Annotated in this window: 19 protein-coding genes; 9 read left to right on the top strand and 10 right to left on the bottom strand. The window is 60.1% G+C overall.

Features of this window, described 5'->3' with window-relative positions; translation table 11 throughout:
- Positions 1-2: 2 nt before the first annotated feature.
- Positions 3-2,033, top strand: coding sequence for a pyridoxamine 5'-phosphate oxidase family protein (locus KW839_RS03935; protein ID WP_218423472.1), 2,031 nt, complete (start codon positions 3-5; stop codon positions 2,031-2,033).
- A gap of 53 nt (positions 2,034-2,086) precedes the next feature.
- Here KW839_RS03935 and KW839_RS03940 read toward each other — a convergent pair whose 3' ends face one another.
- Genes KW839_RS03940 through KW839_RS03975 form a run of 8 tightly spaced genes read right to left on the bottom strand, consistent with a single transcriptional unit; the run spans position 2,087 to position 11,087 of the window.
- Entirely contained in the window at positions 2,087-3,217 is a 1,131-nt protein-coding gene (locus tag KW839_RS03940) for a glycosyltransferase family 4 protein (protein ID WP_218423473.1), read from the bottom strand.
- Positions 3,218-4,348 (bottom strand): glycosyltransferase family 1 protein, encoded by a 1,131-nt coding sequence (locus KW839_RS03945; protein ID WP_218423474.1) that lies wholly within the window; start codon positions 4,346-4,348, stop codon positions 3,218-3,220. It abuts the gene before it with no gap.
- Positions 4,332-5,708, bottom strand: a complete 1,377-nt coding sequence (locus KW839_RS03950; protein WP_218423475.1) for a glycosyltransferase family 1 protein — start codon at positions 5,706-5,708, stop codon at positions 4,332-4,334. The genes KW839_RS03945 and KW839_RS03950 overlap by 17 nt, the downstream gene beginning before the upstream one ends.
- Positions 5,705-6,961: an ABC transporter ATP-binding protein gene (locus KW839_RS03955; protein WP_218423476.1), complete on the bottom strand. Its 1,257-nt coding sequence runs from the start codon at positions 6,959-6,961 to the stop codon at positions 5,705-5,707. The genes KW839_RS03950 and KW839_RS03955 overlap by 4 nt, the downstream gene beginning before the upstream one ends.
- A complete protein-coding gene (locus tag KW839_RS03960) occupies positions 6,961-7,758 on the bottom strand; it encodes an ABC transporter permease (RefSeq protein WP_060540256.1) in 798 nt (265 codons plus the stop codon). Before KW839_RS03960 ends, KW839_RS03955 begins: the two co-directional genes overlap by 1 nt.
- Positions 7,759-9,201, bottom strand: coding sequence for a mannose-1-phosphate guanylyltransferase/mannose-6-phosphate isomerase (locus KW839_RS03965; protein WP_218423477.1), 1,443 nt, complete (start codon positions 9,199-9,201; stop codon positions 7,759-7,761).
- Positions 9,202-9,204: 3 nt separating this feature from the next.
- A complete protein-coding gene (gmd, locus tag KW839_RS03970; RefSeq protein WP_060540254.1) occupies positions 9,205-10,176 on the bottom strand; it encodes a GDP-mannose 4,6-dehydratase in 972 nt (323 codons plus the stop codon).
- A complete protein-coding gene (locus KW839_RS03975) occupies positions 10,173-11,087 on the bottom strand; it encodes a GDP-mannose 4,6-dehydratase (RefSeq protein WP_218423478.1) in 915 nt (304 codons plus the stop codon). Before KW839_RS03975 ends, gmd begins: the two co-directional genes overlap by 4 nt.
- 428 nt (positions 11,088-11,515) lie before the next feature.
- Here KW839_RS03975 and KW839_RS03980 point away from each other — a divergent pair, with 428 nt between their 5' ends.
- The 7 genes from KW839_RS03980 (at position 11,516) to KW839_RS04010 (ending at position 20,651) form a co-directional block, all read left to right on the top strand.
- Positions 11,516-13,129 carry a glycosyltransferase gene (locus KW839_RS03980; protein WP_218423479.1) on the top strand — a complete coding sequence of 538 codons (1,614 nt, stop codon included), beginning with the start codon at positions 11,516-11,518 and terminating at the stop codon, positions 13,127-13,129.
- On the top strand, positions 13,123-14,427 hold the full coding sequence (locus KW839_RS03985; protein WP_218423480.1) for a glycosyltransferase: 1,305 nt from the start codon (positions 13,123-13,125) through the stop codon (positions 14,425-14,427). Before KW839_RS03980 ends, KW839_RS03985 begins: the two co-directional genes overlap by 7 nt.
- A complete protein-coding gene (locus tag KW839_RS03990) occupies positions 14,424-15,305 on the top strand; it encodes a bifunctional 2-polyprenyl-6-hydroxyphenol methylase/3-demethylubiquinol 3-O-methyltransferase UbiG (protein ID WP_218423481.1) in 882 nt (293 codons plus the stop codon). Before KW839_RS03985 ends, KW839_RS03990 begins: the two co-directional genes overlap by 4 nt.
- Positions 15,295-16,449, top strand: coding sequence for an acyltransferase (locus KW839_RS03995; protein WP_218423482.1), 1,155 nt, complete (start codon positions 15,295-15,297; stop codon positions 16,447-16,449). The genes KW839_RS03990 and KW839_RS03995 overlap by 11 nt, the downstream gene beginning before the upstream one ends.
- On the top strand, positions 16,443-17,279 hold the full coding sequence (locus tag KW839_RS04000) for a class I SAM-dependent methyltransferase (RefSeq protein ID WP_218423483.1): 837 nt from the start codon (positions 16,443-16,445) through the stop codon (positions 17,277-17,279). The genes KW839_RS03995 and KW839_RS04000 overlap by 7 nt, the downstream gene beginning before the upstream one ends.
- Before the next feature lie 65 nt (positions 17,280-17,344).
- A complete protein-coding gene (locus KW839_RS04005) occupies positions 17,345-18,538 on the top strand; it encodes a DUF3142 domain-containing protein (protein WP_218423484.1) in 1,194 nt (397 codons plus the stop codon).
- Complete coding sequence (locus KW839_RS04010) at positions 18,525-20,651, top strand: hypothetical protein (protein ID WP_218423485.1); 2,127 nt, start codon at positions 18,525-18,527, stop codon at positions 20,649-20,651. Before KW839_RS04005 ends, KW839_RS04010 begins: the two co-directional genes overlap by 14 nt.
- A gap of 3 nt (positions 20,652-20,654) precedes the next feature.
- Here the strand turns inward: KW839_RS04010 and KW839_RS04015 are convergent, their stop codons facing one another.
- Positions 20,655-21,284, bottom strand: a complete 630-nt coding sequence (locus tag KW839_RS04015; protein WP_218423486.1) for a LysE family translocator — start codon at positions 21,282-21,284, stop codon at positions 20,655-20,657.
- A gap of 145 nt (positions 21,285-21,429) precedes the next feature.
- Here KW839_RS04015 and KW839_RS04020 point away from each other — a divergent pair, with 145 nt between their 5' ends.
- Positions 21,430-21,903 carry an Lrp/AsnC family transcriptional regulator gene (locus KW839_RS04020; protein ID WP_060540245.1) on the top strand — a complete coding sequence of 158 codons (474 nt, stop codon included), beginning with the start codon at positions 21,430-21,432 and terminating at the stop codon, positions 21,901-21,903.
- Between the two features lie 77 nt (positions 21,904-21,980).
- On the opposite strand, the gene lpdA is transcribed toward KW839_RS04020, so the two are convergent.
- Positions 21,981-23,381 (bottom strand): dihydrolipoyl dehydrogenase, encoded by a 1,401-nt coding sequence (lpdA, locus tag KW839_RS04025; RefSeq protein ID WP_218423487.1) that lies wholly within the window; start codon positions 23,379-23,381, stop codon positions 21,981-21,983.
- Positions 23,382-23,505 lie beyond the last annotated feature (124 nt).

Below are 23,505 nucleotides of genomic sequence, written 5' to 3' on the forward strand. Positions count from 1 at the left end.
CAATGGACCGTTCACCTTGGCATGCCGGTGAGAAACAGCTGCAGGCGCACGTGGGTGTGGCCGAACGAATGGAAGCCTTCGGTCGTAAGGTGATTCGCAGCGAGATGCCGGATCAGCATCGTAAATTCTATGAGCAACTGCCCTTCATGTTGTACGGGGCGGTGGATGCGCAAGGGCATCCCTGGGCCAGCATTCTTGAAGGGCAACCTGGTTTCGCCTGTTCGCCCGAGCCTGGCCTGTTGCAATTCAACAGCGTGCCGGGGGCCGACGACCCTGCGCTACTGACCGATGGTGCGGCGATTGGCCTGCTGGGCATCGAGCTACACACCCGGCGGCGCAACCGCATCAATGGGCATATCAAGGCCATGACCGCGGCTGGCTTCGGCGTGACAGTCGATCAGTCCTTTGGCAATTGTCCGCAATACATTCAGTTGCGGCAGTTTCATTCTGTGCCGCTGGCTGACCCCTCTACGCGTATCGCGCAACATTTCACCGGGTTGGATGACGTGGCCAAAAGCATGATCGCCGAGGCAGACACCTTCTTTGTCGCCAGCTATGTGGATGTCGATGGCGAGCGTTCGGTCGACGTTTCCCATCGCGGCGGCCAGGCCGGTTTCGTACTGGTAGAAGGCAATCGTCTGACCATCCCGGACTTCGCCGGCAACCTGCATTTCAATACCTTGGGCAATCTGTTGCTCAATCCCAAGGCGGGCCTTTTGTTCATCGATTTCGACTCGGGCGATCTGCTACACCTCAGCGGCCGCACCGAAATCATCCTGGAAGGATCACAGGTCGAGGCGTTTCAAGGAGCTGAGCGACTGTGGATGTTCCACGTGGAACAGGTTGTGCGTCGTCCTGCGGCGCTGGCTTTACGCTGGCGCTTTGACGGCGTGTCACCCACTAGCCTGCTCACCGGCACCTGGGCGCAAACCAAAGCAAGATTGCAGGCCAAGGCGTTGGGCGATCAGTGGCGGCCGTTGCGCGTGGTGCGGATCGAAGCGGAAAGCCACAACATCCGTTCGATTTATCTTGAACCTGCAGATGACGCCGGGTTGCCGCTGTTTCAGGCGGGGCAACATCTGCCGTTGCGGTTCAATATCGCAGGCGAGGTGCATATCCGCACCTACAGTCTGTCGAGCGCGCCGTCGGATGATTTTTTCCGCATCAGCGTCAAGCGTGACGGGCGGGTATCCACGCATCTGCATGAACAGATTCGCGTCGGTGACGTATTGCAAGCGCGGGCCCCGCAGGGGCATTTCACTGTGGCGCCTCATGAACATCGACCACTGGTGCTGTTGGCCGCCGGGGTCGGCATCACGCCGCTGCTGTCGATGCTCCGTGAGGTTGTTTATCAAGGTCTGCGCACACGGCGTATCCGTCCTACCTGGTTTTTCCAGAGTTCGCGGACCTTGGCGGATCAACCCTTTCGTCCCGAGCTGGACCGATTGCTTGATGGAATCGGTGACTCTGTGCGCGTGATGCGTTTGCTCAGTCAACCGGAGTCCGACGCCCGCGAGGGTGAAGACTTCGACCTGACAGGGCGCATCAACACTGACCTGCTCAAGAACATGCTCGAAGTGGAGGATTACGATCAGGTGGATTTTGTCCTCTGTGGCCCGGGAAGTTTTACTCAGGGGCTGTACGACAACCTGCGTGATCTGGACATCCGCGACTCAAGGATTCATGCCGAAACTTTTGGCCCCTCCACGCTACGTCGCAAGCCGGATTCGGACGCTGTGCTTATCGAGCAAATTCCGGCCGCCACCGTTTCGGTGCCCGTGGTGTTCCAGCGCTCGGCCAAAGAGGCGCGTTGGCAACCGGGTGGCGGCAGTTTGCTGGAGTTGGCGGAAAGCCGTGGCCTGCACCCGGAGTTCAGTTGTCGCGGTGGCTCGTGCGGCACCTGCAAGACGCGGCTGATCAGCGGAACGGTGAATTATCCACAACCGCCTGCTGAGGTCCCCGAGCTTGGAGATGTGCTGATTTGCTGTGCTGTGCCGGCCGAGGGTTCGCAGCCGCTGGTGTTGGACCTGTAGGCTGGAAAACTAAATTGCGTCAGGAGCGAGCAGGCTCGCTCCGACAAAAGCAGTCAGGCGTAAGAGAGGGATTTTTCTTCCAGCAGTTCTTCGTACAGCTTCGTCCACTTGCGGCCCATTTCGTCGGCTGTGAACAATTGGCGATATCGGGCTTGTGCCTTGATGCCCATTTCGGCTGCGCGCGTCGGGTTTTCCCACAGCGTGCGCATCGCTTCACGGAAAGCCTGTGGATGACTCGGCGGCACCACCAGCCCGGTTTCGTTGTGGATGTTGATGAAGCTGGTGCCCGTGCCGATTTCACTGGAGATCATCGGTTTGCCGTACATCGCGCCTTCAAGAAGCGAGATGCCGAACGCTTCGGAGCGCAAGTGCGATGGGAAAACAATGGCATAGCTCAGTTGCAGCAATGCCACCTTGTCCTCGTCACCCAAGCGCCCCAGGAAGTGAATATTGCGCAGCCCCAACGCCGCAGCCTGAGCGTGCAGTTCGGTTTCCAGTGGCCCGGCGCCGACGATCACTACCGGGTAATCCACATCTTTCAAGGCGTCGAGCAGGATGTGCAGGCCCTTGTAATAGCGCATCACACCAACGAACAGAAAAAACTTATCCCCAAGCTTTTGCCGCCAATGCGCCATACGGTCACTGGCGGGCTGTGGATAACCGGCTTTGTTCAGGCCATAGGGGATGACTCGGGTCTTGTCGTGAAACTGCTGCAATACATCACTGGTGTGCAGGTAGTTGGGGGACGCGACGACAATTCGGTCAGCGCTGGCGAGAAAGCGGTTCATCAGTGGCCGATAGAGCTTGAGCAGGTGTTTCTGGCGGATGATGTCTGAGTGATAGGTCACTACGCTCGGTTTGTTCAAGCCATTGAAAAAATGCACCAGGTCCATGAATGGCCACGGGAAGTGGTAATTGACCACGTCCGCTTCGGCGGCCAATTCGCGAAACTTCTTGAAGACGCTGTAGGAAAAGCCTGTAGAAGCGAACTGAATGTCGAGTTTGGCCCTATGGACTTCGTGTTGACCAAGCTGCACCACGGCCGGTGTCGGATCGGCACTGAGGGTCAGGACCTGGCCATCAACGCCGTGCTGGGCACCGCTTTCACATAACTGGAAGATCACTTGCTCGATGCCGCCGACCGAGTCAGGCAGGTACGTCTTGAAAAAATGAAGTACTCGCATTCAACCTCCCATAGCCTGGCGGTAGGCGCGGGCGGTGACCTGCGCGCAACGCTCCCAGGAAAACATCCTTGCTTGTTGTAATCCGGCGTCCGAGCATTCCTGCCAGTGCGCCTGATCGTGGATCAGACGGCGCATTGCATCACGCAAACCGTCTGGATCGTCAGGTTCGATATAGTTGCCGGCAGCTCCCGCGACTTCGGGCATTGCCGAACGCCGGGCCAGAACCACTGGCGTACCGCAGGCCATGGCCTCCAGCACGGGTAGGCCGAAGCCTTCGTAGAGCGACGGAAAAATCAGTGCCCGAGCGCCTGCCAACAACTGCGCGACGTGCTCGTCGGGCAGATAACCCAGCAGGCATACATGGCCGCTGGCCAATGCCTGGTGCAGCTCTTCGCTGAATTGCTCACGCTGCCAGCCAGCCATGCCGACGATCAACAGCGGGTAACGCTGGCGTATGGCGTGCGGCAACCTTGCGTGGGCACGCAGGGCCAGTGTCAGGTTCTTGCGCGGCTCGAGGGTGCCGACGCAAAGGAAGTACTCACCTGCATCGACGCCATGGGCCTTGAGGACTGTATCGATGGATTCGGGCGCACGAGGATGGAAGCGCGATGCCACGCCCAATGGCGCCACGACGAAGCGTTCAGCCGGCAAGCCGAAATGGAGCTGGGCCTCGTCGGCAATGAACTGCGAGTCGACCAGGATCAGCTTCGCCCGCTGCACACCATCGGCCAATCGCCGTTCTATTTCTCGCAAGCGCGCCGCCGGCTGTGTTTCGGGGTAGTGCAGGTGGGTCAGGTCATGCAAGGTGATGACGGTCGGGCCGTCGAACGACAGCGGCCACAAGCTCGGTTCGTGGTAGAGGTCAATCGGCTGCGTGTGACCTTTATCAAAGCGTTTTTGCTCCAGCCAGCGCCGCGCCTGATAAGCCCCTGGAATCTGCCGCAGCAGCGGTGTCAGTCGGGAATAGCCTGGCATGGCCGCTTCCGGCAGCGCAGAGCTCCAGCCCCAACCATGGAACAGTGACAGCTCAACATCCGGTTCACAGGCGAGCGCACCGACCAGTTCGGCGACGTAATGGCCGATACCGGTGCGCGGGGCCTGGAGGATCCGGGCGTTAAGGGCAATTCGCATGTTGACTCTCAGGGACCGGCTGCGGGCTGTTCAGGTTGCGCTCGATCCGTTGTACGAATTGCGCACTCGCCTCGCGCCAGCTCAACCAACGCCATTGCTCGAGGGCAAGCGGTGCCGGAAATTTACCGGACCCTTCCATGTCCATTACCAGTTTGGTCAGGCTCTGCGGATCCGCCAGATCGAAGTACGCCATGTAGTCGCCACCGATTTCCCGGAACACTGGAATATCGCTGCCCATCGCTGGCAGGCCGCGCTGCATGGCCTCTACCAGCGGTAGGCCGAAGCCTTCGACATGGGACGGGAACACCAGCGATGTGGCGTGGGAATAGGCGTGCTCCAGGCTCTTGTCCGAAAGCGTGTTGAACATGAACAAGCGTCGGTTCAGCTCGGGATGTTGACGGATTCGTTCGATCAACGCATCACACTTCCAGCCAATCTTCCCGGCAATGCACAACCTGGCTTTGGACCCGGCTGCCCAGGCACGCTCGAAGGCATCGAGCAGGTAGCCGTGGTTTTTCCGTGGTTCGATGGTGCTGACCATCAGGAACACTGGCTCCGGCGTCTTGAACATTTGCAAGAGGCCCCGATCGACTTCGGAGCGGGCATCGCTCAAGTCCAGTTCGGAACCGAGATGGAAATAGTCGAACCAGCGTTGCTGGACTCGCTGCGTTCCTATCCGGCGCAGCATTTCCTCGCGCACCTGATCGCGGATGGTGGTGGAGATTGCCACATAACCGTCGGCGGTACGGGCGATCCAGTCGAACCAGTCGTTGAATACCTTGACCAGCCCGGCGTCGCAAAACTGCGGATGGGTCAGCGGAATCAGGTCGTAGATGACCGAAACGATGCCGACCCCGTCACGCTTGAGTTGCTCGGCCAAGGGGAAAAAATTGGCGTGCCACGACGAGTCGAGCAGCACCAATTGATCACCGGCCCGATGCTGCAACGGCACGCATCGTTCGGGAATTGGCTTGCCCTTGAGGACTTTGTTGAGCAGGCGCATCGGCAGGCTGAAGCAGGCGAATGCGCCAAGGCGGCAGCCGACATACAGCACCCGCCGGGCGAAATGCGACTGGCTGAAGGGGCGGCGCCGTTCCAGCGCGCGGTGGCGCAGCCAGAATGTGTTGGCCCATTGTTCCAGCTTCACGCGCAGGCTCATCAGATCGACTTTCGGTGTCTTCAACGGGGCCAGGCTGTTCACCTGATAGAGGCCGCCATTGATCATCACCACCGGAATGCATTCGCGTTTTGCACTGGCCGCCGGCAGTTGTTGAATAACGTTGCGGACCACGCGTTGAATGCCCGAGTTAGCCTCCGGATGCTCGAAGACGTAAGTGCACTCCACCAATAATCGGGTCATTGCGACACCTCCGTTTGCACAACGCTTTCACTGGAGCGGGTGATCGTTGTCTGCGCCTGCAGCCACGAGCAGCCGACGAAGTCTTCCTGGCGATTGTTGATCACATGGAAGACCAGGCCGTAATCGCGCCATTCGAAGTTGCGATCCAGGTGCGAATCCAGGCGCGACAGGCTCAAGGCGACCGAATAGTTGCCCTTGCCCAGGCGCATGTCGAAGGCAAAGCGGAAGGTGACGCGCTCACCGGCACTCAGGTCGGTGACGGGTTTGTCCAGGCGATGGGTGTTGATGCCATAAATCGCCTGGCCCAGCCGATCCTTGATCATGAAGCCCAGAATCAGTCGTTCGATGTCCTCCCGAACCTCGGTCTGTACTTCCAGCACCATCGGCTGGCCAACCTCTGCCACTTCGACAGAGCGCCCCTGTGCGTCGAGCAGGCGCACGCTGAGAATCCCGGCCTCACCGGTGCCGGAAATGGTCTGTACCTGGCCGTTGGCGAGCATCTCCTGGCGCACGGTCTGGCCTTCGCGCTGGGCGAGCATGGCGTTGTAGTAATCCATGACCTCTTCGGGTTTGCCATGCATGGCCATGCGCCCGTTTTCCAGGAGAATGGCCGTGTCGCAGATCGACTGGATCGCCGAGCGGTCATGGGAGACGATCAGCAGGGTCGTACCGGCCTTGCGGAAATTGCGGATGCGGTCGAAACTTTTGTGCTGAAAGTAGGCGTCGCCCACCGACAGCGCTTCGTCGACTATCAGGATATCCGGGCGCCGCGCGGTGGCGACACTGAACGCCAGGCGCATCTGCATGCCGCTGGAATAGGTGCGCACCGGTTGGTCGATGGCGTCGCCGATTTCGGCGAAGCTTTCGATTTCCGGCATCAACGCTTCGATCTCTTCAATCTGCATGCCCAGCAACTGGCCGGCCATGAACACGTTCTGGCGCCCGGTAAAGTCCGGGTGAAAGCCCATGCCCAACTCCAGCAATGCAGCCACCCGACCTTCCAGTTGAATCTGGCCACAGGTCGGTTGGGTGGTGCCGGTGATCATCTTCAGCAAGGTGCTTTTGCCCGCACCATTGACGCCGACGATACCGACGGCTTCACCGGGTTTGATCTCGAAATCGACGCCTTGCAGGATCCAGTGAAGGTGATGATGGGTGCCGGCAAACGGCACCATCCATTCGACCAGCCGGCTCCAGCGATTCGGGTACTGTTTGTAAGCCTTGCCCAGGCCACTGACGCGTATAAGTCCCATCAGAGCTCGTCCACCATTTCACCTACACGCTGACGGAAAAGCCGCAGCGCCATTACGCAGAACAACAGCCCGATCACCATCAACGGGATCAGTGAGTTCCAGTCCGGCCATTGGTTATAGAGAAAGACGTTCTGGTAGCTGTTCATCAGGGCCGTCATCGGGTTGAGCCTGATCAGCTCCTGGATGCCCGACGGCAGGATTGAGACGGGATAGACGATTGGCGTCAGCCAGAACCAGAACTGCAGGCAGATGCCAAAAAGCTGGCCGACATCCCGAAAGAACACGTTGAGAACGCCGAGGATCATCCCCAGGCCGGCGGCGAACATCACTTGCAGGATCAGCAGTGGTATCAGCGCCAGCAATGCCATGCCGGGCAACCGTCCGCTGATCAACAGAAAGCCGAAAAACAGCCCCATGATGATTGCGAAGTTGATGCCGGCATTGAGCAGGGCGATCACCGGCAAGCAGATGCGCGGGAAGCTGATTTTCTTCAGCAGGTTGGCATTCTCCAGAAACATGCTCTGGCTGCGTGTGGTGATTTCCGCGAACAGGCCCCAGGTCAGCAGCCCGGCGCACAGGTAAACGCTGTACGCCAGGCCGTCCTCCACGCCCGGCAAGCGGGCGCGCATGATCTGGGAGAAAATCACCGTGTACACGACGATCATCGACAGTGGGTTGAGTACGGTCCACAGGGCACCGAACAGCGAATTGCGATAGCGCGCTTGAAACTCTCGCTTGACGCTGCCGAGGATGAATCCGCGGTAACTCCACAGCGAGCGGTACAGATTAAGCAGCATTCAAACCGTCCTGCCATATTGGTCTTCGAAGCGGACGATATCGTCCTCTCCCAGGTATTCGCCGCTCTGCACTTCGATGATCACCAGATCAATCACGCCCGGATTTTCCAGGCGATGCTTGTGACCGGCGGCAATGAAGGTCGACTCGTTTTTCGCCACCAGATGGGTACCGGTGCCGTTGTTGGTGACCTTGGCCATGCCTTCGACAACCACCCAGTGTTCATTGCGGTGGTGGTGCATTTGCAACGACAACTTGGCGCCAGGCTTGACCACGATGCGCTTGATCTTGAAGCGCGGGCCTTCCTCGAGCACGGTGTAAGTGCCCCATGGCCGGCTGACGGTGCGGTGCAGCCGATAGGCTTCGTGTTGTTTGTCCTTGAGTTGCTTGGCTACCCGGCGCACGTCCTGGGCGCGCTCGGCGTGGGCCACCAGCACCGCGTCGGCGGTGTCGATGATGATCAGGTTATCCACACCCACCGTGGCCACTAACCGGTCCTCGCTCTGGACGAAGTTGTTGTGGCTGTCGATAAAAGTCGCATCGCCGCTGCTGCGGTTGTTCTGCGCATCGGCCGGCACCAGTGCCGCAACTGCATTCCAGGAGCCGATATCGCTCCAGTCGAAACCGGCGGGCACCACGACCACTTTGTCCGAGCGCTCCATCAAGGCGTAGTCGATGGATATGTCGGTGATTTCAGCGAACAGTGCTGGCGACAACTCCTGTTGCAGGCAGCCGCTGGTCTCTACGGGAACGCTTGCTGCCATGCAGGCTTGCGTCTGCGCCAGCAGGTCGGGAGCGTGGATCTGCAGCTCGGCCAGCAGGGCCGCCACCGAGAAGCAGAACATCCCGGAATTCCACAGGAAGTTACCGCTTTCCAGGTAGTGGGTTGCGGTTTGCAGGTCGGGCTTTTCGACGAAGCGCTGCACTCTGGCCGCACCTTTGCCGTCCAGAGCTGCACCGGCCTCGATGTAGCCGAAGCCGGTTTCCGGGGCGGTCGGTACGACGCCGAACGTCACCAGGAATCCATCCCTGGCCAATGCCACGGCGTGCTCGACCGCTTTCTTCAATGCGGCTTCATCGAGGATCAAATGGTCGGCCGGCATGACCACCATGATCGCTTCATCGCCGTGCAGCGCTTGCAGTGACAGCGCTGCGGCTGCGATGGCCGGGGCGGTGTTGCGGCCGGTCGGCTCGAGCAGAAAATGTCCGCGATGCCGGGCCAGGTGTGCGCCCTGGTAGTGATCCTTGCTCTGGAAGTAATAGTCGCGGTTCGTGACCGTGACGATATCGCCACGACCATCGAGCAAACCGGCTGCACGCCGATAAGTCTTGCCCAGCAGCGACTCGCCGTCGGGCAACATCATGAATGGCTTTGGGTGGCCTTCACGGGACACAGGCCACAAACGCGTACCGGCACCGCCGGAGAGAATCACGGGAATCAGCATGGCCTACTCCTTGGCGACGCGCTTCATGTCCGCATCCATCATCATGCGGATCAAGGTATCCAGGTCGGTTTTTGGTTTCCAGCCGAGTACGCGCTGGGCTTTGGCAGGATTGCCGAGCAGCACTTCGACCTCGGCCGGGCGGAAGAACGCCGGGTCGATCTTGACGAAATCGCGGTAGTTCAGGCCGACGTGGTCGAAGGCGATGCGGCACATTTCGCGCACGGTGGTGGTCACGCCGGTGGCGACGACGAAGTCATCTGCCTTGTCCTGTTGCAACATCAGCCACATGGCTTCGACATAGTCGCCGGCAAAACCCCAGTCACGTTTGGCGTCGATGTTGCCCAGACGCAACTCCTGCTGTTTGCCCTGCTTGATGCGCGCGGCGGCGTCGGTGACTTTGCGGGTCACGAACTCGATGCCGCGCAGCGGTGATTCGTGGTTGAACAGGATGCCGCTGCTGGCGTGCAGGTTGAAACTCTCGCGGTAGTTCACGGTGATCCAGTGGCCATAAAGCTTGGCCACGCCGTACGGGCTGCGCGGGTAGAAAGGGGTGTTCTCGTCCTGCTGCTCGGCCTGGATCAGGCCAAACATTTCACTGGTGGACGCTTGATAGAAACGCGTGTGCGGGCTGAACTGGCGAATGGCTTCAAGCAGGTGGGTGACCCCCAGGCCGTCGACGATGCCGGTGGTTACCGGTTGATCCCAGGAGGCGGCGACGAAGCTTTGCGCTGCCAGGTTATAAACTTCGTCCGGGGCTGACTTGATCACCGCGCGCTGCACTGAGCAGGCATCGGCCATGTCGCCGTCCAGGTAAACGATGTCGCCCTCGACCCCCATCTCGCGCAGGCGCCAGCGCGAATCACTGCTGCGCCGCGCAACCAGGCCGTGAACTTTATAACCCTTGTCGAGCAGCAGTTTGGCCAGATAGGCGCCGTCCTGCCCGGTGATCCCTGTGATCAGTGCACTTTTTGTCATTCTTCATTTACTCGCTTCTCCCAGTCGGACAGGATCGCCCGCAGGGATTGTTGTGTTGTGATTCCAGGCGTCCATCCTGTGGCCTGGGCAAGCTTGGTATGGCTACCGCAAACGCGTCGCTGATCCGCGTGGCGAAGACGCGCAGGATCCTGAACCAATTGCACGTCGACCTGGGCGAGGTCCCCCATCTGTTCGATCAGACTGCGGATGCTTTGCTCGCGCCCCGAGCAAATGTTGTAGACCTGCCCCGGCGCGCCCTTTTCCAGCAGCGCCAGGTAGGCCGATACCACGTCACCCACATCGAGGAAGTCCCGCGTGACGTCGATATCACCGACTTCCAGTTGCGGGGCTTGCAGGCCTTGTTTGATTCGGCAGATCTGCCGCGCGGCGCTGGCAATGACGAAGCTGTCTTTCTGCCCGGCGCCGATGTGGTTGAAAGGGCGTGCGACCAGCACTGACCAGCCTTCGCTCAACCCCCATTGCAGGCTGAGGAATTCCGCCGACAGTTTGCTCACGGCGTACGGGTTGCGCGGGCAGGGTGGCTGGAGTTCGGTAATCGGTAATTCGGATTCGCTGACCTGGCCGTAGACATCGCCGGAGCTGACATACAAAAAGGTACCGTTGAAGCCGCGAGCCTTGAGGGCCTGAAGCAGATTCAGAGTGCCGAGCAAATTGATATTGAAGGTGTTTGCCGGATCGCGGAACGCTTCGGGGACGAAAGTCTGCCCTGCCAGGTGAATGACCGCGTCGGGTAACTCCGGCCACAGGCCGTCGAGGCTTTGCGGCTGACTCAGGTCGTAGCGCTCAGCCACAGGCAGAAGCTCCCAACCCGAGGCATCAACCCTCAGACGGGATTGGATGTGCTGACCTACGAATCCGCTCAGACCCGTAACGAACAGACGTTTTTTCAAACAGCAGCCCCTTGGTCATTTATTTCGTCCATTTCCCGCAGGCTTTGGGGATATGTCTGACAGACCGGTTGGATTCCTGGGTCGAAAGACAGGCGAAATGGTTTGTTGTAATTATTTAGGCGTCAATTTGTGCCAACTTCGCGGCAATTTCAACAAGTCCTTCCGTGACTGATCAGTTCTCGTCAGCGTTAGCTGATTTATTCTGGCAGGGCGGTTCCCGGATCCTCGATGGATGTGTTTAGAATGCCCCTCGTCACGATTACTCAGGGTTCGGCCGATTGTTTTTGAACCTTGCGAAACTGGCCACTAAAACAAGAACGTAGACGAGCAAGAAGACGCTGGACGAGGGCCGGAGAATTTCGACTCGATCTTGCGCTTTGCTGTCATAGAGTGGGGCTGCCGGGACGGCGGTTTCATCGTGGGATGCCATGAATTTCATTCTTTACTCAGACGTCAATGACAGCTCCATCAGCCAGAGCCTCGGTCGTCCTGAATACAGTTATTTCTTCGTCTTGAAGGCTTATCGCCCTGTGCTCGAAAGCCTGGGGCGGGTGCATGTGGTGTCGTCGGTCGCAGAAGTCGACCCGCTGTATCGGCAACTGCAACAGGCCGGTGAGCAATGCCTTTTTCTTTCGTTCTCGCCGCCGCACAAAACCCCGACCGACCTGCAATGCCCGATGGTATGTGTGGTTGCCTGGGAGTTTGACTCGATCCCGGCCGAGCACTGGAACAACGATACGCGGCATGACTGGAGCCAGACCCTGGCGCGCCATGGTCGGGTGATTACCTTGTCCAGCCACACGGCTCAAGCCATCCACCGAACCCTGGGTGAAGACTTCCCGGTATTGGTGTTACCCACGCCGTTGTGGGAACGCTTCGCCGATGTGCGTCAAGTGTACCCGAGTAATCCGGTGAACCAGGGCACCACGTTGCAGATCAAAGGCTGCATCATCGACAGCCATGCCCTGGGGTTGTCAGCCGATGGTTTGATCGCGCCGCTACTCGACGAGCCGGAACTGCAAAGCGGTGCCGAGAGTGTTGAAGAACCGCAACCTGAGCCAACGCCTGAACCCGAACCGCAAGTCCTGGCGCCGCCACCGCTGACCCTGCGGCGGCGTGCCGTCATCAGCAAACATTACTTGTGGCTGTGGTATCGCGAAGCTGTGCGCGACCTGGTGCCGGATCCCGTTCATGCGCTCCTGGTCCGGTTTCGCTCGCTTGCACGACTGGCTGAACCCGCGCCATTACCGCAGCCTGAAGCGTTGCCAGTGGTGACAACCGGCAACGAAGCGCCGGAGCCGGTCGAGCACCCGCAAGCCATCCTTCCCGATACCAGTCAACGCGTCGAAATCAACGTCAGCGGCGTGGTGTACGTGAGCGTGTTCAACCCCGACGATGGCCGCAAGAACTGGCACCATCTGATCACCGCGTTCTGCTGGGCCCTGCGCGACGCGCAAGACGCCACGCTGGTGCTGAAGATGACCCAGAACGACTTGTCGACCTATTACGTCGAGCTGATCACCTTGCTCTCGCAACTTTCGCCATTCGCCTGTCGTGTCGTGATCATGCACGGCTACCTGCAGGACGAGGAGTTCGCCAGGCTTTATGGCGCGGCGAGTTTCTACGTCAACGCGTCGCGCTGCGAAGGCCTGTGTCTGCCGTTGATGGAGTTCATGTCTTGCGCCCGGCCGGTGATTGCGCCGAACCACACGGCGATGCGTGACTATATTGATGAGCGGGTCGCATTCATCGTCAAGTCCAGCCATGAGCCGACGATCTGGCCGGAAGACGCGCGCATTCTCTATCGTACCCTGCGCCATCGGCCGGACTGGGGCTCGCTCAAAGCCGCCTATGAGGACAGTTACGCCATGGCCAAAAACCATCCCGAGGCCTACCAGGCGATGGCCGCGGCCGCCAATGAACGCATGCGCGAATACTGCAGTTTTGCCCCAGTTCAGCAGCGTCTGGCGCAATTCCTCGGGCAGGTGCCGGGCAGCGAAACCAAGCCGTTGGCCGCCGAGGCCGGGATTGCATCATGCTGATCATCATTCATTCGGAAACCAACAAGAGCAACGTCCAGCAGAACCTGGGAAAGCCCGAGTACAGCTACTACTTTGTCCTCAAGGAGTTCCGCCCGGTGCTGGAGCGACTGGGTCAGGTCATCGAAGTCAGCAACCCTGAGGAGCTGGTCGATCACCTGTATTTCGATTGCTTGAGCCGTGGCGAAGACTGCGTCTTTCTGTCGTTCTCGCCGCCCCATCGCACGCCGGTTCACTACGCGTGCCCGACCATCCCGGTGTTCGCCTGGGAGTTCAGCACCATCCCCACTGAAAGCTGGCAGGGCGAACCCCGCCATGACTGGCGCATGGTGCTGGGTGCATCCGGGCGCGCGATAACCCATTCGACCTTCACGGTAAATGCCGTGCGCGATGTGATGGGCGCCGATTATCCGATCTGCGCCATCGCGGCGCCGGTGTGGGATCGCTTTGCCGCACGGGGCGAGCACCTGACCAAGCGTCCGGTGGTGGATCCGGTGCGGCTTAACCTGCGTGGCCTGTTGATAGACAGCCGTACAACGGATTTGCGCCCCTATGGTCCGCCAGCGTTGCGCGAAGGAACCCCGATCTCCTTTGCCGGGCCGCCGCAGGATTGTCAGTTGCAGCTTGAGGGCGTGGTCTACACCTCGGTGTTCAATCCTTACGACGGGCGCAAGAACTGGCAGGACATGATCAGCGCGTTCTGCACGGTTTTCCGCGACACCCCCGATGCGACTCTGGTGCTAAAACTCACTCACCATGACATCGCCAACGCGTTGAACGACATGCTGCATCACGTCTACAAAAATCAGTCGTACCAGTGCCGGATCGTGCTGATCCACGGCTATCTGGCAGACGTTGATTACGAGAGGCTGGTCCAGGCCACCAGTTACGTGGTTAACAGCTCTTACGGCGAAGGGCAGTGCATGCCGCTGATGGAGTTCATGTCTTGCGGCAAGCCGGCGATCGCGCCCCTCAATACAGCGATGGCCGATTACGTCGATAACGATAATGCCTTCATCGTCGACTCCACTGATGAGCTGACGTCCTGGCCCCACGATCCCCGGGCGGCCTATCGCACGCTGCGTTACGTGACGGATTGGGATTCCTTGTGTGCGGCCTATCGCGCCAGCTATGACGTGGCGAAAACCGATGTCGAACGCTACGCCAGCATGTCGGCTCATGCGGTCAGCAGTCTGGAGCGTTTCTGCAGCCAGGCCGGCACCGAAGCGCGACTGCGGACATTTTTCGAACAGCGATTGCAACAGCTCCGGGCACCCTCCGTGGAAGCCTCTGACGCATGATCCGCCGTCTGCTTGCACGATTTCGCCCGGCACCACTGCCTGCGCCTGCGCCAGCTCCGCTCGATTGTCTGTCGCCGCGGGATGTTGGCTTGCATGACGCTGTCCTTGACGGCTGGTTTCTCAATGACAGCGGCGAACTGCTCAAGGGCTTTGCAATAACTGCTGATGACACCTTGCTTGATGTTGGTTGTGGCGAGGGTGTGGCGTCTTTGTTTGCGGTGCGCCAGGGTGCATCGGTGATTTTCACCGACAGTGAAGAGGACAAGGTGCGCGACCTCGCCCGGCAAATTGAAGCGCTAAGCAGCAAGCCGAATCTGGGCCTGGTCAGCAACAGCCTGCCATTGCCACTGGCCGATGGTTGCGCGAGCAAGGTGGTGTGCATGGAAGTATTGGAGCACATCGACCAGCCCGAGCCATTCATGGCCGAACTGGTGCGCATGGGCCGCCCCGGCGCGCAGTATCTGCTCAGTGTGCCGGCACCCGTCGGTGAGCACTTGCAGCAAGGCATCGCCCCGGCCAGTTATTACCAGACGCCCAACCATGTACAGATTTTCACCCCGGAGCGTTTTGCCGCCCTGGTGGAGGACGCGGGTCTGGTGATCGAGCATCGTCAGGCCAGTGGATTCTTCTGGGTGATGGGCATGATCTTTTTCTGGGCCAGTGAGCGCGCCGCCGGGCGTGATCCGGGCGGCGCAGTACGCGACCGGATTCAGGCACCGTACCCACCGCTGATGGAAAGCTGGGCGCGAACCTGGCAAGACCTGCTGGCTCGTCCAGACGGACTGGCCATCAAGCAGACGCTCGACCGCTTCATGCCCAAGAGCCAGGTGATCATTGCCCGCAAGCCACTGAATGCGGAGGGCCGTCATGAACGCTAAACGGATCATGGACATTGAAGTACTGCGCGCTATCGCGGTGCTGGGTGTCCTGTTCCATCATTTGCAGGGATCGCTGTTCACCGACTCCGTGCCAGCGCTGGAAAAAATCCATGCATGGGCGCAGCCATGGTGGGGCGTCGACCTGTTTTTTGCGATCTCCGGATTCGTCATCGCTCGCAGCCTGATACCCGCGCTGCAAGGTTGCAGCGCGCGCCAGGAGTACTGGGAACAGACGCGTAATTTCTGGTTGCGACGAGCGTTTCGCCTGTTGCCATCGGCCTGGTTGTGGCTGGCGTTGATGCTGCTGGCGTGTGTGTTCCTCAACCGCTCGGGGGCGTTCGGTTCACTGTACGCCAACCTGCAAGCCACCCTGGCAGGGGTGTTTCAGTACGCCAATTTCCGCTTCGCCGACAGCTTCTTTCATTACGAATACGGCAGCAGTTTTGTGTACTGGAGCCTGTCGCTGGAAGAGCAGTTTTATCTGCTGTTTCCGCTGTTGATTCTGCTGTGCCGCAAACATCTGGTGTGGGCCTTGTTGGCATTGGTCGCCGTGCAGCTGTTCACCCTGCGGACACCCTTGCTGATGGTCGTTCGTACCGATGCACTGGCCCTCGGTGTGCTGCTGGCGATGTGGAGCGCTCAGCCGGGCTACCGGCGCTGGGAGCCGACCTTTTTGCGTCATCCATGGGCGGGCGTGTCGACGTTCATTGTTGTCGGCATGCTGTTGAGCTACATGGCCACCGATCGTTTCACCTTTGTCAGTTACCGCATCGGCGCAATCGCCGTGCTCAGCGCGCTGCTGGTATGGATAGCTTCCTATGACCGCGATTACCTGTTGCCAGCCGGCCAATTGCAACGGTTGATGGCCTGGATTGGCAGCCGCTCCTACGGTATCTACCTGATTCACATTCCGGCCTATCAACTGGTGCGTGAGCTGATCTTTCGCTTGCAGGGCGCTGGCATGCCGAGCCCTGCCGGGCATCCGGTCCTCACATTGTTGATCGCTTTCGGCCTGATCGTAGTGCTCAGTGAACTGAATTACCGCTTTATCGAAATGCCTATGCGCAACCGTGGTACCGCTCTGGTCAAGCGCCTCGGTACGTCACGAACCGCCGTCCCATCCTCTGGAGCCACCTCATGCTGAGCCTTTTGAAGAAACTCACGGCGGCGACGCCTGCACCGGCCCCGACGCAGCCTGTCGCGCCGGTTGCCGACAAGGTCGATCCGTACATGCTTGGTCTGCACGATGCGATGCTCAGTGGCTGGTTCAACCAGGAGACCGGCGAGTTATTCAAAGGCTTCCCGGTGACGGCTGATGACACGCTGCTGGATGTCGGCTGCGGAGATGGCGGCAATGTGCACTTTTGCGCTATGCGCGGAGCCGGCATCATCATTGCCGACATCGATGGCGCCAAGGTTGAAGCTACTCGCCAGCGCCTGAGCGACACGCCGGCGCGGGGCGTCGAGTGCCACGTCACGGACTGCAATCCGCTACCGATTGCCGATGCCACCGCCACCCGGGTGGTGTCTACTGAAGTCATCGAGCATGTCGACGACCCGGCGCAGTTCCTCGCCGAGCTGGTGCGGGTGGGCAAGCCCGGGGCATTGTATTTGCTCAGCGTTCCGCACCCGAGTTCTGAAGATCTGCAAAAAGATATCGCCGCGCCGCAGTATTTCCAGAAGCCCAACCACATTCGCATCATCAGCGAAGAGCAATTCAAGGCGATGGTCAGCGACGCCGGCCTGGAAGTCATCAGCCATAGCCAGTACGGGTTCTATTGGTCAATGTGGATGCTGTTGTTCTGGGAAGCCAAGGTCGATTTCAGCAACGCCGACCATCCGTTGCTCAACCATTGGGCCGACACCTGGCAGGCGGTTTTGTCCTCGCCCCGGGGTGCCCAGATCAAACAGGCGCTGGACGCGGTCGTGGCAAAAAGTCAGGTGATCATTGCCCGCAAGCCAATGGATGCGTAGGGTAACGAGCAGAGCGACAAAGGGCCTTGAGAGGCCCTTTTTGCATTTCAGGAACAAGGTTATTCATGACATTTTTTACCCGCTTGAGCGTTCTGCTGGCAGTGCTGTTGCTCAACGGTTGCGAGCGTCAGGACGCGCCGCCGCTCGATCAACAACTGTATGTCTGGCAACGGCAATGGACGCCAGCCCATGACGCCGCGCTGCGCGACAGCCGCGACGATTTTTCTACCTTGCGTGTGCTGGCCTTGCAGGCGTTTTCCCAGGCCGGCTGGAGCCGGGCGCGAATCGATCCGACGTTGCTCAAGCGAGATGGCCGACCGCTGATTGCAGTGATTCGTTTGGACGGGCAGCTCAAGAAGTTGGATCGGGACGAGGTCACGGCGCAGATCCAGCAGGTACTTAGCGATTGGCAAGGGCAGGGTCTGGTGCTCTCCGGGGTGGAAATCGACCACGATGCGGGCAGCGCCCGGCTACCGGTTTACCGCGAATTTCTAGCGCATTTGCGCGCCGCATTGCCGGCCTCCTTGCCACTGAGCATCACCGCTTTGCCGGCCTGGCTCGACAGCCCTGAATTGCCGGCGTTGCTGGCGACGGTCGACAGTAGCGTATTACAGGTGCATGCGGTGAGCGATCCGCGGCGCGGATTGTTCGACGCGGATCAAGCGCGCCAATGGGCCTGGGCCTGGAGCCGCATCACCAGGAAGCCGTTTTATCTGGCCCTGCCGGCTTATGGCGTGGCGTTGTTGCCGGGAGACGCTGGCGCACCCGTCGTGGAAAGCGAGGTGCCTATCGAAAGGGTTGGCAAACGCCGTGAGTTGTTGGCCGACCCGCTGCAACTGAGCGAACTTGGCGCCCGGTTGCGCGCTGATCCTCCTGCTCATCTGGCCGGGTTGATCTGGTTTCGCCTGCCACTGGTCACTGACCGCAGGGCCTGGAGCCTGACGACTTTGGCGGCTGTCGCACGCGGTGAAACCCTCGACAGTCGTCTGGGCTTGAAGCTTTCGGCGCAGGACGGGCTCTACGACATCAGCATCAACAATGAGGGCAACCTCGACAGCGCCTGGCCCGAACGCCTGACGCTGGCGGTGCAGGGTTGCGAAGGTGCCGACGCATTGGCCGGTTATACATTGCAACAGCAACCGCAGATGCTTACCTTCACGCGCCTGCGCGACGGTCGAATTGCGGCCGGCGGGCAGCGCGCCATCGGTTGGGCTCGCTGCGCACACATTGATCAAGGAGGTTCGAATGTTCACCCGTAATTGGCCGCGTCATTTGCTGTGCCTGAGCCTCAGCCTGCCGCTGGGGTCGGCTCTGGCCTGCGGTCCGGACTTCCCCATGCGTCTGCTGGACAACCGTGGGCAGTCGCTTGCAGAGCTGCCGGAAGGCAACTTCGCTTTCGAGATCAGTCACTTCGGCCAGGCCATCGCGGGGCTGAAAAACGTCACGGCCGCCACCCATAATCCGGATTACAGCTACGGCGATACGCCTGATTATGCCGATCAGCGCAGTGCAGCCGAACAGGCTGGCTTGACGCCTGAGCAGCAAGCGCTGGTGCAACAACTGCGCAGCCTGACGGATGCCAATCAAGTTGTAGAGCAAGGTTCGAACCTGCCGGCCGAGTACAGGTTCTATCTGGCCGGTGCCGTGGCGTTCAACGCCGGTAACCGTGAGCTGGCTGCCGACTACTTTCAGAAAGTACTGGCGCTGCCGATGGATCAACGCCCGCTGCGCAGCACCTGGGCGGCGTACTCGTTAGGGCGGGCGCTGTTCGCCCTGAGTTCAGAGGCGGGTGCCGACCCCGACCTGTTGACTCAAGCTCGAAAGGCCTTCGAGCAAACTCGACAGCTAAGCATCGATGGCTTCAGTGATCCGCTGGAACTGGGTGTCGCCAGCCTTGGTGAGGAAGCCCGGGTGGTGCGCACAGCTGGCGACTGGAACCGGGCAATCGAGCTCTATGCCGCGCAAAATCTCCACGGATCGGCAGTGGGCTACAGTTCGCTGAAACTGTTGATGGCTGATCTGGCGGCGATGCCAGAGGACCAACTCGCCGAACTGCTCAAGGGTAAACCGGTGCAGCAGTTGGTGACTGCGTCGCTGATCAGTCGACTCGGCTGGTCATTTGGTGATGAACCGGAAAACCAGAAGAAACTGGTCAAGACGTTGCAGAACACCACTCGCGGCAGCCTTGAAAACGCCGATCGACTGGCGGCGATGAATTATCAGCAGGGCGATTACGCCAGTGCCAAGGCTTTCCTCGAACATGCCGGAGATGGCGGGCTGGCGTGGTGGCTGCGGGCAAAACTGGCCGTGCGTGAAGGCGATAAAAGCGCTGCGGCCGCAGCATATGCCAAGGCGGCCCAGGCCTTCCCACAGAGTGAGGCGTGGGGTGAGCGACGCACTCCGGACTTCGATTACGAAGCGCTTGCGCCCAAATGTCGGGTCGAGGGTGAAAGCGCAATTCTCGCCCTGCAACGGGGAGACTACCTGCAAGCCTTCGATCAACTCTATCGCAGCCAGGGCGTCTACTGGTTCGACGCGGCCACCGTCGCTGAACGGGTGTTGACCCTCGAAGAGCTCAAGCAGTACGTCGACACTCAGGTGCCGGCACCACCGGTGCTCAGCCAGCAGGATCGCGACAATTACGTGCCCTTGCCGGTGGCTGCGAGCCTGCGAAATCTGCTTGGGCGGCGATTGTTGCGTGAAGGGCATTACGAGCAGGCGCCGGCGTATTTCGATAACCCCGGTTTGCAGAACAAGGCCAGGCTGTATGGCCAGCAGCGTCAGACTGCCGATTCGGCGTGGTGGCCGACCCGGCGCGCTGCTGCGCTGTTCAATGCTGCGTGGACGGCGCGGGAGTGGGGGATGGACATTCTCGGCTATGAAATGGCGCCGGACTACGCCACGTTGGGTGGTAATTTCAGCCTGGGAAGCACTGAGCTCAAGGTCGGCCCGCTAGTGACTGAAGACGAGGTGAAGCGCCAGCAGGCCAGTGCCGCTCAGCCTGAGGAACGTTATCACTATCGCTTTGTGGCCACGGCGCTGGCCAGTCAAGCCGCGGACAATCTGCCGCATACCAGCCAGGCGTTTGCCGCCGTGCTGTGCGAGGCGTCGGGCTGGAACAGCAGCCTTGCGGACCAAAGAGCGCTGTACCAGCGTTACGTCAAGGAAGGGCCATACGTGGAATGGGCGGCCAACTTCGGTCATCAATGCCCGTATCCCGACTTCGAGAACGCCGACAAGCGCTACGTGACCCAAGTGACCGACGCCGCGCGTTCGGCGTTGCGGCCCTACAAGACGCCGCTGCTGCTCGGTGGCGTCGGGCTCATTGCCGCGGTGTTGTTGATCAGTCATCGGCGCCGCAAGGCTCGGTAGGGCTTAAGCCTGTTGCACGAAGGTCAGCCGCACCGCGAATCCGATCAACAGGCTGCCGAACAGCCACTGCTGCAGGCGCTGGGCTGAGGGGCTGCGTTGCAGCCAGCGGCCAAGCGCCGCGCCGACCAGGGCGTAGGCGCTGTCGAACATGAGGCCGACAGCGACCAGCACCAAGCCCAGCATGGCAAATTGTCCGAGCACCGACCCGGCTTGCGGATCGATGAACTGCGGCAGCAGCACCGAGCAGAACAGCAACGCCTTGGGATTGAGCAGGTTGGTCAGCACGCCGCGCTGGATTGCTGTTCTCCAGCGCGGTTTTTCACCGCTCGGGTCAGCACCGCCGAGGCTCGGCAACATCGTGGTTCGCAGGCACTGAATGCCGATCCACAACAGGTACGCAGCACCTGCCAGGCGCACAACGTCGAACGTCCAGGGCGCCGTCTTGAACAACGCCGCAAGTCCCCATGCCGCCAGCGCCACGTGACAGGCCCGGGCGACAGCCAGGCCTACCGCCGTGGCCAGCGCGGCACCTTTGCCCTGGCGGGCCCCCGTCTGCAACAGCAAGATCATGTCCGGCCCGGGCAGCAGGTAAATCACTGCCAGTGCCGGGAAAAACAGCCAGAGCCCTGTCATGTAGCACCCCATTCGTTGTCGATTCGGTACGGCCAGTCTAGGGCTGAAGGGCAGGGCAGGTGGTTGCGTAGTCAGCTTCTAAAGAGCACTGGATTGGCATAACCTGCCATTAAAGAAAGGTTCAACCATCAGGATCTGCCAAACCATGAAACTGGATGCCTACGACCGCAAGATTCTCGCCGCGCTACAACGGGACGGTCGCCTGAGCAATGTGCAACTGGCTGACGAGATCGGCCTGTCGGCCTCACCCTGTTTGCGCCGGGTGCGGATGCTCGAAGAGGCTGGGGTAATTCGCGGTTACCAGGCCAACCTGGATCGGGATGAAGTCGGGTTGGGTTTGACCGTGTTTGTCGGGGTCAAGGTCGAGCGTCATAACGATGAACAGGCCGAGGCCTTTCGCCTGGCAGTGACGGCATTGCCCGAGGTGATATCGGCGTTCCTGGTGTCAGGGGAGTCGGATTTTCTGCTGCAAGTGGTGGTGCCGGACCTGCGCGCCTATGACCGTTTTCTTACTGGCCGGTTGCTGACGCTGCCCGGCGTGAGCGATATCCGCAGCAACTTTGCGATTCATACGGTGAAGACCCCGGGGGCTTTGCCGTTGGAGCATTTGCCTGCTTGAAAAACAAAAGATCACAGCTTGCAGCAGCTCTCACCGATCTAAGTAGGCGCTGCCGCAGCTGCGAGCTTTCGACCTTGCTACATCTGCGTCGCCATCCCCTCCACATTCATCGCCGCCTGGCGCAGCGCCTCGGAGCGCGTCGGGTGTGGATGGCAAGTCAGGGCAATGTCTTCGGCCGAAGCGCTGAACTCCATGGCCACGCAATATTCGCCAATCAACTCACTGACACTTGGGCCGACCAGGTGCACGCCGAGGATTTCGTCGGTGCGTTCATCGGCGATGACCTTGGCGAAGCCCTCGGTCTCGTGGTTGATCTTGGCCCGGCTGTTGGCGGTGAAGGGAAATTTACCGACCTTGTACGCCCGACCTTCAGCCTTGAGCTGTTCTTCGGTTTTGCCGACGCTGGCCAGTTCCGGTTTGGTGTAGATCACACTGGGGAGCAGATCGTAATTGACCTCCCCGGCCTTGCCGACGATCTGCTCGACGCAGGCCATGGCCTCGTCTTCGGCTTTGTGCGCGAGCATGGGGCCTGACGTCACATCGCCAATAACCCAGACGCCTGCCGCCTCGGTGCGGTGGCCCTTGTTGGCGAGCATGCCGCGTTTGTCCGTGGCGAGGCCGACATTTTCCAGCCCCAGGCCCTGTGTATACGGTCGCCGTCCGATGGCCACCAGCACGTAATCGGCCTCAATCAATTCGGCAGTACCGCCCGCGGCGGGTTCGACGCTGAGCTGGACACTGTTGGCGGATGCAGTGGCGCTGGTCACTTTTGAGCTCAATTTGAAACTGATGCCTTGCTTGCCCAGTGAGCGCTGCAGAGTCTTCCCGGCTTCGACGTCGACCCCGGGACAGATTCGGTCGAGGAACTCGACGACCGTCACCTGCGCACCCAGACGTCGCCACACGGAGCCCAGCTCCAGCCCGATCACGCCAGCTCCGATTACCACCAGATGTTTAGGTACCTCGGCCAGCGACAGGGCGCCGGTGGAATCGAGGATGCGCTGGTTATCGATGTCCACGCCGGGCAGGGGAGTGGGCTCGGACCCGGTAGCGATGATGATGTCCTTGGCGCTCAGTTCAGATTTGCCACCCGCATTGTCTGTCACCGTGACTTTGCCCGGACCGTCTATGTGGCCCCAGCCCTTGATCCAGTCGACCTTGTTCTTGCGAAAAAGAAACTCGATGCCCTTGGTCAGCCCGCTAACACTCTCATCTTTCTGCTTCATCATCTGGGCCAGATTCAGGCTGGGTTTGACCTCGATCCCGAGGTTGGCGAACTCCGCTCCCATGGCCGCATCGTAAAGTTCGGAGGCGTGCAGCAATGCCTTGGAAGGCATGCAGCCGACGTTAAGGCAGGTTCCACCTAGTGTCGCTCGTCCTTCGACGCAAGCCGCTTTCAAACCCAGCTGACCGGCACGAATTGCCGCGTTGTAGCCGCCTGGACCACCGCCGAGTATTACGACGTCATAAATGCTCATGGATTTGCTCCTTGGATTTGAAAGGGGATCGAATGGTTAAAAGTAGTCGGTGTATAAACCAAGGACGCAATTTGTTTGTCCTCGCGCGTGCCGCTCAGGCATTTGGTTCCACGTGGAACAAAAT

Source organism: Pseudomonas sp. PDM31 (genome assembly GCF_019218965.1).
In the GTDB taxonomy this organism is placed as follows: Bacteria; Pseudomonadota; Gammaproteobacteria; order Pseudomonadales; family Pseudomonadaceae; genus Aquipseudomonas.